Origin of the sequence: Marinobacter sp. C1S70, assembly GCF_000475355.1 — a bacterium.
Lineage (GTDB): Bacteria > Pseudomonadota > Gammaproteobacteria > Pseudomonadales > Oleiphilaceae > Marinobacter > Marinobacter nauticus.
On the sequence record NZ_AXBW01000011.1, the window covers coordinates 202,534 to 215,001 of the forward strand.

Genomic DNA, 12,468 nt, shown 5'->3' on the forward strand with positions numbered 1-12,468 from the left:
TCAGTTCTTTCTCGGGTCAAAGGCATCGCGCACCGCTTCACCCACAAACACCAGCAGCGTGAGCATGACGGCCAGTGACACGAACGCGGAAATGCCCAGCCAGGGTGCATGGAGGTTGGCTTTGCCCTGGGCAATCAGCTCGCCCAGCGACGGTGAACCCGAGGGCAGGCCGAACCCCAGGAAATCCAGAGACGTGAGCCCGGTTATGGCGCCGGTGAGAATAAATGGCATGAACGTGAGGGTTGCCACCATGGCGTTGGGCAAAATGTGCCGGAACATGATTCTGCGATTGTCCAGGCCGAGTGCTCTGGCGGCTTTCACATACTCGAAGTTACGGGCGCGGAGAAACTCAGCCCGCACGACATCCACCAACCCCATCCAGCTGAACAGTAGCATGATGCCCAGCAACCACCAGAAATTGGGCTGAACAATCGAAGACAGAATGATGAGCAGGTACAACATGGGCAAACCGGACCAGATCTCGATAAAGCGCTGGCCAAACAGATCGATCTTGCCACCGTAGTAGCCCTGCAGTGCGCCAACGGCAACGCCAACGATGGAGCTGGCGATGGTGAGCGTCAGGCCGAACAACACCGAAATGCGAAAACCATAGATCACCCGGGCGGCCACATCCCGACCCTGATCGTCGGTTCCCAGCCAGTTCTCGGCACTGGGCGGCGCAGGTGAGGGAACAGTCAGGTCGTAGTTGATGGTGTTATAGCTGAAGCGAATCGGAGGCCAGAGCATCCAGCCATTGCTTTCGATTTCGCCCGCTATGAAGTCATCGCGATAATCGGCTTCCGTGGGCAGAAACCCACCAAAAGTTTCTTCGGGCACCTGCTGAATGACGGGAAAGTACCAGTCGCCGTGGTAGGAAACTACAAGAGGTTTATCGTTGGCGATCAGTTCGGCACATAGCGAAAGGCCAAACAGCACCAGAAAAATCCAGAGACTCCAGAAACCGCGCCGGTTAGCGGTAAAGTTATTGAGTCGTCTGCGCTGAATCGGAGAGAGGGTTGCCATGATTACGCACCCTCCCGGCTTTCAAAATCGATGCGCGGATCAACAGCGACATACGTGAGGTCGCTGATCAGCTTCATCACCAGCCCCATCAGCGTCAGGATGTAGAGAGTGCCGAAAATGACCGGATAATCCCGGTTGAGGGCAGCCTCAAAACCAAGCAGGCCGAGGCCGTCCAGTGAGAAGATTACCTCAATCAACAACGACCCGGTAAAGAACAGCGCCACCAGAACGCCGGGCATACTGGCAATGACAATCAGCATGGCATTACGGAACACATGGCCGTAAAGCACCTGCTTTTCTTCCAGGCCCTTGGCCCTGGCGGTGACCACATACTGCTTGCTGATTTCGTCCAGAAACGAGTTCTTGGTCAGCAGCGTGAGGGTAGCGAACCCGCCGATCACGTTTGCGGTCACTGGCAGGGCGAGATGCCAGAAATAATCAGCAACCTTCTGGTACCAGGTCATCTCGTCAAAACCCGGCGAGGTCAGGCCCCGGAGCGGGAACAGATCGAAATAGCTACCGCCGGCAAACAGGACGATCAGCAGGATGGCAAACAGGAATCCGGGAATGGCGTAGCCGACCACGATCGCGGAACTGGTCCAGACATCGAATCGGGAGCCATCCGTGACCGCCTTACGGATGCCCAGTGGAATGGAGACGAGGTAGATAATCAGCGTGGACCAGAGGCCGAGGGAAATGGAGACCGGCATCTTGTCCAGAATCAGTTCGACGACGCTTCTGTCCCGGAAAAAGGAATCGCCGAAATCGAAGGTGGCGTAATCGCCCAGCATTTTGAAAAAGCGTTCGTGCGCAGGCTTGTCGAAGCCGTACATGGCCTCAAGTTCTTCAAGAAGTTCGGGCGGCAGGCCCCGGGAGGCCCGGCTGTCTCCGGAACTGCTCGCCACTTCACTGCCGACATCGCCACCACCGGCGCGCGCCAGAGCGCTGCTGCCGTGGCCTTCCATCTCCGCGAGAATCTGTTCAATGGGGCCACCGGGAGCGGCCTGAACAATGACAAAATTCAACAGCATGATCCCCACCAGGGTGGGGATGATCAGGGCGAGGCGGCGGAGTATGTAAATGCCCATTCAGGGAGCAGTCCTTACTACAGCGTCGTGATAGCGAACGGTATCAGCGTTCAGTCCACCAGTTGTTAAGGTCGATGCCGTTCTTGGGCGTGTTGGCCGGGCGTTTCAGGTGGTTCCAGTAGGCCACCCGATCCTTGCGCAAATGCCAGTGCGGGATCACGTAATGGCCATTCAGCAGTACACGATCCAGCGCGTGCACCCGGTGTACAAGCTCTTCCCGGTCCGGCGCCTGAATGACCATGTTGATCAGCTCATCGATGACGGGATCGCTAACGCCCATGAAATTGCGGGAGCCGGGTACATCGGCATTACTCGAGTGCCAGTAGTCCCGTTGTTCGTTACCCGGAGAATCAGATTGAGGCAGCACCTGGGTGATCATGTCGAAATCAAAACTCCGAACCCGCTGAACATACTGGTTGCTGTCGACCAGGCGCACCGACACGTCGATACCTAACTTTCCAAGATTCTGTTTGAAGGGCAGAACCACTCGTTCAAAGCTTTTCTGGAACAGAAGGATCTCGAATGCCAGTGGTTTGCCGGTCTCCTGATGGACCATTTTGCCATTCTTGATCTGATACCCGGCTTCCGTCAGGAGTTTCAGTGCGGTACGCAGATTGTCCCGCAGGCTGACGCCGTTTCCGGTATCCGGTGGGACATAGGCCTCTGTGAAAACGTCGGGGCTTAGTTGATCCCGATAGGCTTCAAGAATTTCAAGCTCTCGCCCTTCAGGCAAGCCCGACGAGGCAAGATCGCTGTTCTCAAAATAACTGCTGGTGCGAGTGTACTGGCCAAAGAACAGGTTCTGGTTGGCCCACTGGAAATCAAAACCGTAGGCCAGCGCCTCCCGAACCAGAGGATCCCGAAACACCGGTTTGCGGGTATTGAAGATAAAACCCTGCATGCCTGTGGGGCGGTGGTGCTCAATGGCTTCTTTCTCAATATCGCCGCTCTCGAATTGGCGGCCGGTATAGACGGTTGCCCAGTTCTTGGCTGAGGTTTCCTGGCGGAAATCGAAGTTGCCCGCCTTGAATGCCTCGAGGGCGACGGTGTCGTCGTTGTAGTATTCGTAGGAAATGGTGTCGAAGTTGAAACGGCCCTTGCGTACACCCAGATCTTTGGCCCAGTAGTCGTCGACTCTCTGGTAGGTAATGGAGCGGCCTGCGTCAAAAGAGGCAATCCGGTAAGGGCCACTGCCCACCGGGATGGTCAGGCCGCTGCTTTCAAACTCCCGATCCTGCCAGAAATGTTCTGGCAGGACGGGCATCTGACCAAGAATCAGGGGTAGTTCCCGATTGTTGGTTTGCGCAAAGTCAAAGCGGATCCGGTGACTGTTTTCAATGGTGACCTTGTCTACATCCGCGTAGTAGTTGCGGTAAAACGGGTGGCCTTCGGTGGTCAGAATCCGGTAGGAAAACTCCACGTCTTCAGCGGTGATTGGTTCATCGTCCTGGAAGCGGGCCTCTTTATTCAGATTGAAGATGACAAAGCTGCGGTCTTCCGGCACTTCAACGGACTCGGCAATCAGCCCATATTCGGAAAACGGCTCGTCGGCAGAGGACTCCAGAAGGGTATCGTACACGTAGGCGTTAATACCCGCCGCAGAGATGCCCCGGATGACAAAGGGGTTAAAACTATCGAAGCCGTTGGCAACCACAGATAACTTCAGTTCGCCGCCTTTCGGGGCCTCCGGGTTGACGTAGTCGAAGTGACTGAAATCCGCAGGGTACTTCAGTTCACCGTGCATGGCGATGCCATGCACAGGAGTGGGGTTTTCGGTGACGCCTTCATCGGCTAAGGCGAAACAGGCAGACGCTGCCAGAGCCAGCGTCGCGGTAATTCTGGTCAGCAAGGGTGCTTCTGGTTTTTTTGTCATGGTTCTCGCACGTTACGGACTGTTTCTTATGTCCACGTAGAGTACCAGACTTTGGCCGGGTTGGAGATAACGGTCCGTATTAAGATCGTTCCATGATGCGATGTCACGCACATTCACCGAAAACCGGCTGGCGATGGCGGACAGGGAGTCGCCGCTGCGAACCCGGTATCCCACCTTGCGCACCATGGCCTTGCCACGGGTATTCGAAGCTACCATGGTCGGCTTCGAAGTTTTCGACCAGATCACCAGTTCTTTGCCTGGAATCAGGGGGTCTCCCGGTGCCATGCCATTCCAGGCAGCCACTTCCCGAACCGAAACCCGGTGCTCCCTGGCAATATCCCAGAAAGTATCGCCCCGGCGCACGGTGTACCGTACCTTGTTGCCGCTGCGCTTGCGATCCTGTGTTCGCTCCAGTCGCTGGGCCTGGCTTAGCGCATAGGCGTCGGAGCCCTTGGTGGAAGACGGAATCAGCAGTTGCTGGCCAATCCGGATCAGGTCACTGTTGAGCTTGTTGACCTGTTGAATGACCGATGGGGTAGTGGAGAACTTGCGGGCAATGGTGTTCAGGCTGTCACCCTTGCGGACTTTATAGTTCTGCCAGGATACACGCTGTTCGCTTGGGAACTCTGCCAGTGCGGTTTGGAATGCCTCGGCCTGTTGCTTGGGTACCAGCAAGCGATGGGGGCCATCCGGATTGGTTGCCCAGCGATTGTAGGACGGGTTCAGCAGATAGATTTCATCAATATCCACGCCGGCTAATTCTGCGGCCTGGGCCAGGTCCAGCTGGGAGCCGGTATCCACCACCTCGAAATAAGGCTCGTCTTTTAATGGTGGCAGGTCGATACCGTAGGCTTTCGGATCGTCGAAAATTTTTGCCAGTGCAATCAGTTTGGGCACATAGTGGCGGGTCTCCGTCGGTAATGTCAGAGACCAGTAATCTGTGGATTTTCCGGCGTTGCGGTTACGACGCATGGCGCTGGATACGGTCCCGCCCCCGGAATTATAAGCGGCCAGGGCCAGGGTGTAATCGCCATCGAACCGGTTGGCCAGGCGCTCCAGGTAAGTCAGGGCAGCATCGGTAGCCGCAATCACGTCCCGTCGGTCATCATGCCACCAGCTTTGGGTTAGCCCGAAGTATTTGCCGGTAGACGGGATGAACTGCCAAAGCCCGGCAGCGCGACCGTGGGAATAGGCAAAAGGATCAAAGGCGCTTTCTACCACTGGCAACAGAGCAAGTTCGCTGGGCAGGCCCCGTTTTTCAGTTTCATTGATAATGTAATGCAGGTACCGGGAGCCTCTTTCCACCACGCGATCGATGTAACGGGGGTGGCGCACGTACCAGTCCAGTTGGGCCTGTACCCTGGCGTTGTCGACGGAGTGGTCCATGGCGAAACCGGCGCGAAGTCGTGACCACAGATCGTCTGTTCTGGTGGATGCGTCGGTTTGCCGGGCGGGATTGTCCAGTTTTTCCCGAGCTTGCTGGGCCTTGGCCTGGAGTTCCGGGGAGATGGCGTCATCTAATGGTGCCCCGCTGGCGCTATCTTCACCAATGCCCGCGGCGACGTCAGCCTTGAGGTCCTCATCGCCCTTGGCAACAACCACTTGCTGTGAGTCCAGGGGGTCTCTTTGCTGATTCTCTTCCTCGGTTCCGAACCAGGCCGAAGGTGTATGCCAGTTTTCGGCGATCTGGCTGGTACTGCAGCCGCTGAAAAGGGTCGAGGCGAGAAGGATGAAGGGCAGTCGTTTTACCGGCATAAACACAGGGTTCCGGGTGAAGCCGGCGGGTATCTGTAAAAATAGCCGGCATATTTAACGGGTTACGTTCGATAATTGCTCGAAATTCTATGGGAGCGTTTTCCGGGCGGTCAAGCTGAGCCATGTTACGGCTGTGAGATAAATTGTTAAGCAGTGACCGCCCGCACGCTCAGAAGTTATCCTTGCCGTGCCGCACGGCCGCAAAAACCGCACAATCCGAGCCGGTGGCAAGGCGGTGCGTGGTGCTGTAATTCTCGGCGGCCTCTATGACCATGGCATCATCCCACCGAAGGAATGGATTCAGCTGTTTCTCCTGGCCAATCGTGGTCGGCACGGTGGGCTTACCCCGTTCCCGAAGGTCTTTGCAGGCGTTCTCAAACTCGGCCAGCGCCTTATCTTCGGGTAGCCAGTGACGGGCGAAGCGAAGGTTCGCCAAGGTGTATTCATGAGCACAGTATACTGCAGTGTCATCCGGAAGGTTCCGCAGGGTCTGGAGCGAGGTGTGCATCTGCTCCGGTGTGCCTTCGAACAGTCGCCCGCAGCCGCAGACAAACAGGGTGTCGCCGCAGAACAGAACGGGTTTGTCATTTACCTGGGTGTGGCTGTAATAGGCAATATGATCCAGTGTATGGCCGGGAACTGCCAGGACATCGAACGTGATGCCTTCCCAGACGACTTCATCGCCGGCATGGACCGTGTTTGTGGCACCCTTGAAGGGCGAACCCGTCGGGCCAACAATACGGAGGTCCGGATACTGTTGCTGAAGCTCTTTCACGCCGCCGGTGTGATCCGGGTGGTGATGGGTGATCAGGATGGTGTCTGCTGAGAAACCGCTGTCACTGAGATAGTCCAGTACCGGCTTTGCCTGGCCGGGATCGACTATCAGGGTCTTGCCGGACTCAAGGTTGGTAAGGCACCAGATATAGTTGTCTGAGAATGCCGGAACCGGATGAATGCGCAAGGTGACCACCCCATGTGTTCAATGAATGTGCCTGTTATGATAATGCAACAACGAGTACAGCCCAAGGAGGCGCGGGTTGCGCGAGCAATCAAGCCTTTAGTAGATCGGGTAGGGGAGCCAGCGTGACAACCAGCGGCGTGATTGACTATTCAGCACGACATGAGAGTTTTGAACGTTGGGTGCAGACCCCCCTTGGCCGCTCCCTGCTGGCCAGCCAGAGAGCAGTACTTGATAAGGAGCTGCAAGGCCTTACGGGGGCAAGACAACTACAGGTCGGCCTGAGTCACCGATTGCCTTTGGCGAGTGGTACCGATTTTGCCCAGAAGATTATTACCTGCCCGGCCTGGCATGCCCATATGCCGGAGGGCGTGGCGGTTTGTGACGCCGACGAGTTGCCGTTTCCCGGTGATTCCATGGATCTTGTGATCCTTCATCATACGGCCGATTTTTCCCCGGATCCGCACCAGGTGCTTCGCGAGTCCGCTCGCGTGTTGCGAGGTGAGGGGCGCATCGCTCTGGTTGGGTTCAACCCCCTCAGTCTCTGGGGCGCACGCAGGCTGGTTTCCCGCCATCGGTTTGGCCCCTGGGGTGGTCGGTTCCTGATGCGATCACGAATGGAGGACTGGCTCAGGTTGCTGGGGTTCGAGCTGGAAAACAGTGGCACCTATTTCTGTACCCTTCCGCTGCAGCGAAAACACGGGGCATCCGGAAGACGGCAGCGTTTGGCCGCCAGTAGCCGCCCTCATTTACTGCCCACGGGTGCCTATTACTGTATCCTTGCGCGCAAACGCGAATACGCCCGGATCCGGACCAGGGCATCCTGGCGCAAGAGCAAGGTAATATCTTTGCCCGGAACGGTGGGGGTATCCAGTGGCTGTGCCAGCCATAGCTCAGGCAGGGTGGACAGGCGGAGAACAGAACAGGAGCAGTAATGGCTGGTAAGGTAGTGATGTATACCGACGGAGCCTGTAAAGGTAACCCTGGGCCCGGGGGGTGGGGTGTCGTATTGCGCTATGGCGATGCGTGCAAGACCATGCATGGTGGTGAGTTGCAGACCACGAATAACCGGATGGAACTGATGGCGGCCATTCGAGGCTTGAGGGAGCTCAAGCGCGCTTGCCAGGTGGAGTTGTATACGGACTCACAATACGTGCGCAAGGGCATTACCGAATGGATGAGTGGCTGGAAGCGCAATGGCTGGAAAACCTCGGCAAAGAAACCGGTCAAGAATGCGGATCTGTGGCAGGAGCTCGATGCTGAAACTGCCAGGCACACCGTTAACTGGCATTGGGTGAAGGGTCATTCAGGGCATCCTGATAACGAGTTGGCGGATGAGTTGGCCAACCGCGGAGTCCGCGAACTGAACGGGGCCTGAACCCTGGCCCCTGGAAAACCGATTAATGAGCAGTGAGTGAGAGCGCAGTTGCATGAGACAGATCGTACTGGATACCGAAACCACGGGTATTGATCCGAACGAAGGTCACCGCATTATCGAAATTGGTTGTGTGGAAGTGATCGAACGCGAGCTGACCGGTCGCAACTACCATGTATACATTAACCCTGAGCGGGAGGTAGAAGCGGAGGCTATCACCGTTCACGGTATCACCAACGAATTTCTGGCCGACAAGCCAAAGTTTGCGGAGGTTGCCGACGAGTTCTTTGAGTTCATCAAGGGTGCAGAGCTGGTCATCCATAACGCCGCGTTCGACGTGGGCTTCATGGACTCCGAATTCGCCCGTCTGAAACCGGTTCGGAAAACAGCAGACCATTGCGGCATTGTCGATTCACTGGCCATTGCCAGGAAAAAGCACCCGGGCCAGAAAAACAATCTCGACGCCCTGTGCAAGCGTTATGGAGTGGATAACTCCAACCGTGACCTTCACGGGGCATTGCTGGACGCCGAGATCCTGGCAGACGTCTATCTGCTGATGACCGGCGGCCAGACCGCGCTTTCCCTGGATGCCGGCTCCGGCGATGAAGGTGGCGATGGCGGTATTCGCCGAATCTCCGGTGAGCGCGCGCCGTTGGCGGTGGTTCGGGCCACGAGTGATGAAGCCTCGGCCCATGATGAGTTCATGGCGATGATGGAGAAGCAGGCCGGCGAAACGGTGTGGTCCCGGTTGCAGGCAACAGAATGAGAACCACGTTCAGCTGTACCATTTGTTACATTCCGGCTTTCTTGAGCTACTTGAGTTTTGTGTTATAAGTAATGATAAGTTCGCCAGTTTTTTGCGAACCGTTCAGGTATGGGCAAGGGCTGCCTCGCTGAACAGGAAGGACCTGCCCGTATGCAGGCTGCAGTTCATGAACAGGATGCGGTAGTCTCCGCAAATTAACAGGAAGCGTTTATGGTTCAATCGTCTCTGGCGACGAAATCGCAGTCGTTTGATCTGGTCAAAAGTGAAATCGAACAGACCATCAAGCAGGCAGAATCCAGCCTTGAGCGCTTTCAGGAAAACCGCGAGAGCGGGGAAGATCTGCAGAACTGTGTTGATTACCTGAACCAGCTTCGGGGAATCTTCATTCTGGTGGAGCTCCGGGGCGGAACCCTGCTTTGCCAGGAAGCGGTTAATCTCGCCAATGATGTGCCAGTTGGTGCCAACGACGACAAGAATATACTGCTGACAGCACTTAACAGCGCGCTGTTCATTCTCCGCCGTTACGTCGAGTACTACCATCAGCAACGTGAAGATCATCCCGAGCTGCTGCTGCCCGTGATCAATGATCTGCGTGAAGCCCGTCGTGAGAAACCTTATCCCGAATCCTGCTTCTTTGATATCGACATCAAGGAGCGCCCGGACTTTTGCAGCGATCTGGGACTCAGGCCCATGGATGATGCAGAGTCTGAATATGAAATCCTGGCCCGTCGCATGCGCCTGACCTTCCAGGTGGCACTGCTCGGCATTCTCCGCGAGCGCAACGAAGCGGTTAGCAAGAAGCTCATTGCCAGGGCTGCCCGTGGTCTCGCACGGCTGTGTCAGGGAGCGCCTATGGGGCAGATGTGGTGCCTGCTGGCGTTGGTATCCGATACCATGCTGGATCGTGCCATGGGCTTTAGCAAGGCCCGCAAGCGTCTGCTGATGCGAATCGAGAAATACGCGCGGGAAGTGGTATATGTCGGCAAGGTAGCTACCGCCAAGGACGCCCCCGAATCGCTGATCAAAGATCTGGTCTATCTGCTTTACCGCAGTGGCTCAGCCAACCCTGAGGTGACGCGGGTACTCTCTGCTTATCAGCTCGGTCCTGCCGAATTCCCGGACGCACTTCTTGAGGCCCATTCCCGGCGCCTCTATGGCCCTGGCACGGATGTGCTCAAATCCCTGTCTGAAGCCTTGCAGGAAGAGCTTAATCAGCTGAAGGACAAGCTGGACATCATCGAGCGCGGAATAGAACCGGATCTGGCCGAACTTGCCTCGATTGCCGATACTCTGGAGCGCCTGGCCAATACGCTGGTGATGCTCGATCTGAACCGCCTGGCCAGTATTTCCCGTGAAGAAGCGGCCAAACTGCGTAAATGGGAAGAGGAAAACCGCCTGCCGGCGGAGGAGGAGCTCTACCGTCTGGCGGATTCCGTACTGGGGGTAGAGGATGCCGTCATGCAGATTGTGACCCGTGGCATTACCTCAGAGACCGATGCCCTTGCTGGTGCAGACCGGAGCCGGGACGAATCCGTGTACCTGCAGGAAGCCATCTGGGTTGTGGCGGATGAGGCCCGTAGTGCGTTGACCCTTGCCAAGCGAGCGATTACAGCGTTTATCGAATCCGATTACGACAAGCTTCATCTGGCCAATCTGCCGGGGACACTGCGCAGTATCTGGGGTGGCTTGCAAATGGTGGACGACCCCATCGCAGCGGACGTCATTGCCAGGGTCGCGACGTCTATTCAGGAGCGCCTGCTGGATGCGCGCGAAGCCCCTGCGTCTCAGGTTCTGGAAGCGCTGGCGGATGCGCTCACCTCGCTCGAGTACTACATTGAAGGCGTCGGTCGGCGGGAAGACAGGAATGTAGACCTGCTCAAGCTGGCTCAGAGTTCGCTGGATGACGTCGGTCTGTAGACGCCAGGGTGGCCCGAATTTCTGAATGGCATAAAAAAAACCTGCGGTTTGCGCAGGTTTTTTTATAGCTGGTGTTTAACCGGGCTCAGCCCATGTTGAACAGTTCACCCAGCTTGGTTGCCAGCATCATGTCGCCTTCGGCGCGTAGCTGACCAGCCATGAACGCCTGCATGCCGTCGGTCTCGCCAGAGACGATACCCTGCAGGGTTTCAGAGTTCATGATCAGGGTAACAGAAGGATCGTCGTGTGCGCCTTCGTGCAGCTTGCAGGTGCCGTCATTGATCACGAGGTGGTAAGTCTTGTCGTCTTCGATGTCGAACTGGAATACCAGGTCCAGGCCCTGTGCTGCGTCTGCGTTGAAGTTCTGTTCGAGTTTTTCAAATACCTGAGCTACAGACATTGTTTTACCCTTTTTGATGGTTGTCTTGTCATGGTGGTGACGACTAGTGATCCCTGGCAGAGGCAGCCTGTACAGCAGCCGGGGTAGCGCCAACCTCGCAATCCGACTTTATGGTTAGAGCCGGTTCGTGTCAAGCTTGATCGAACGCTTGTTTTAATTTTATCGCGGGCTTATCAGGCCTGTGCCGAGGCGGTACACTTCGGGGTTTGCAAATACGTGTGGAGACTGCATTTTGGAATTTCTGACCGAATACGGCCTGTTCCTCGCCAAGGTGGCGACTTTCGTGGTGGCGGCGATTGTGCTCGTGTCCATCATTGTCTCGGCAACCCAGAAAGACCGGGACGATCACGAAGGTGAGGGTGAGCTGAAAATACGCAAGCTGAACGATCAGTATCGCCGGCTCAGAGAGTCAATCCAGGCCAGGTTGATGACAGACCAGGAACGAAAGGCTTGGCAGAAGAAAAAGAAAAAAGAGGGCAAGGCTGAAAAGAAAGCCGCGAAGAAGCAGCCAGAACCTGACGCTACCGAAGAGAAAACGGCGCGGGTTTACGTGCTCGATTTCGACGGTGACATTAAAGCCAGCGATACCGACACGCTGCGGCGTTCAGTGTCGGCGGTTCTGAGTGTTGCCAATCCGGAAACGGACGAAGTGGTTATCCGCCTGGAGAGCGGCGGTGGTCTGGTTCATGCCTATGGGTTGGCGGCAGCCCAGCTGGATCGTGTTCGCAGCAAAGGCATCAAGTTGACCGCCTGCGTCGACAAGGTTGCGGCCAGTGGCGGCTATATGATGGCCTGCGTGGCTGATCGCATTATTGCTTCGCCGTTTGCCGTGCTCGGTTCCATCGGGGTGGTGGCGCAACTCCCGAACTTCCACCGGTTCCTGAAAAAGAACGACGTTGACTTCGAGGTGCTCACCGCGGGTGAACACAAGCGAACGCTGACGATCTTTGGTGAGAATACCGACAAGGGACGCCAGAAATTCCTCGAGGACCTGGAGGATACTCACGTCCTGTTCAAGGAGTATGTGAGTGAGCGGCGTCCGGATCTGGATATTCAGGCGGTTGCCAATGGAGATATCTGGTTCGGGAAGCGCGCCATGGATGTGAAGCTGATCGATGAGATCAAAACGTCTGACGAATACCTGATTGAGGCTTGTGAGCGGGGAGACGTGATCTCAGTGTCTTTCCAGCGCAAACGTACACTGCCGGAAAAGCTCGGTTTGGCTACCAGCGCGGCGCTCGAACATACCGTCTGGAAAGTGTTGAGTGCGTTTCGGAATCAAAAAATGCAGTAAACCAGAACTGAACACCAGC

Annotated in this window: 11 protein-coding genes; 5 read left to right on the top strand and 6 right to left on the bottom strand. The window is 56.3% G+C overall.

The features are described 5' to 3' along the window. The 5 genes from Q669_RS03005 to gloB form a co-directional block, all read right to left on the bottom strand. Complete coding sequence (locus tag Q669_RS03005; RefSeq protein WP_011785026.1) at positions 1–1,023, bottom strand: ABC transporter permease; 1,023 nt, start codon at positions 1,021–1,023, stop codon at positions 1–3. Between the two features lie 2 nt (positions 1,024–1,025). Continuing rightward, a complete protein-coding gene (locus Q669_RS03010) occupies positions 1,026–2,111 on the bottom strand; it encodes a microcin C ABC transporter permease YejB (protein WP_022991191.1) in 1,086 nt (361 codons plus the stop codon). Between the two features lie 43 nt (positions 2,112–2,154). Continuing rightward, positions 2,155–3,984 carry an extracellular solute-binding protein gene (locus Q669_RS03015; protein WP_036148543.1) on the bottom strand — a complete coding sequence of 610 codons (1,830 nt, stop codon included), beginning with the start codon at positions 3,982–3,984 and terminating at the stop codon, positions 2,155–2,157. Positions 3,985–3,996: 12 nt separating this feature from the next. Beyond that, positions 3,997–5,739: a LysM peptidoglycan-binding domain-containing protein gene (locus Q669_RS03020; protein ID WP_022991193.1), complete on the bottom strand. Its 1,743-nt coding sequence runs from the start codon at positions 5,737–5,739 to the stop codon at positions 3,997–3,999. A 169-nt stretch (positions 5,740–5,908) separates the two neighbouring features. Continuing rightward, positions 5,909–6,700: a hydroxyacylglutathione hydrolase gene (gene gloB, locus Q669_RS03025; RefSeq protein WP_036148593.1), complete on the bottom strand. Its 792-nt coding sequence runs from the start codon at positions 6,698–6,700 to the stop codon at positions 5,909–5,911. Between the two features lie 122 nt (positions 6,701–6,822). Between gloB and Q669_RS03030 the strand changes: the two genes are divergently transcribed. The 4 genes from Q669_RS03030 (at position 6,823) to Q669_RS03045 (ending at position 10,755) form a co-directional block, all read left to right on the top strand. Further along, positions 6,823–7,632: a class I SAM-dependent methyltransferase gene (locus Q669_RS03030; RefSeq protein ID WP_011785021.1), complete on the top strand. Its 810-nt coding sequence runs from the start codon at positions 6,823–6,825 to the stop codon at positions 7,630–7,632. Next, the gene (gene rnhA / locus Q669_RS03035; RefSeq protein ID WP_011785020.1) at positions 7,632–8,075 is read left to right on the top strand and encodes a ribonuclease HI; all 444 of its coding nucleotides are present in this window, start codon (positions 7,632–7,634) and stop codon (positions 8,073–8,075) included. Before Q669_RS03030 ends, rnhA begins: the two co-directional genes overlap by 1 nt. A 52-nt stretch (positions 8,076–8,127) precedes the next feature. Continuing rightward, a complete protein-coding gene (gene dnaQ / locus Q669_RS03040) occupies positions 8,128–8,838 on the top strand; it encodes a DNA polymerase III subunit epsilon (protein ID WP_011785019.1) in 711 nt (236 codons plus the stop codon). Between the two features lie 210 nt (positions 8,839–9,048). Next, entirely contained in the window at positions 9,049–10,755 is a 1,707-nt protein-coding gene (locus Q669_RS03045; RefSeq protein WP_022991196.1) for a hypothetical protein, read from the top strand. 85 nt (positions 10,756–10,840) lie between these two features. Here the strand turns inward: Q669_RS03045 and Q669_RS03050 are convergent, their stop codons facing one another. Beyond that, a complete protein-coding gene (locus tag Q669_RS03050) occupies positions 10,841–11,155 on the bottom strand; it encodes an SCP2 sterol-binding domain-containing protein (protein WP_011785017.1) in 315 nt (104 codons plus the stop codon). A 232-nt stretch (positions 11,156–11,387) separates the two neighbouring features. Between Q669_RS03050 and sohB the strand changes: the two genes are divergently transcribed. Continuing rightward, positions 11,388–12,449, top strand: a complete 1,062-nt coding sequence (gene sohB, locus Q669_RS03055; protein WP_022991197.1) for a protease SohB — start codon at positions 11,388–11,390, stop codon at positions 12,447–12,449. The last annotated feature ends 19 nt before the right edge of the window (positions 12,450–12,468 follow it).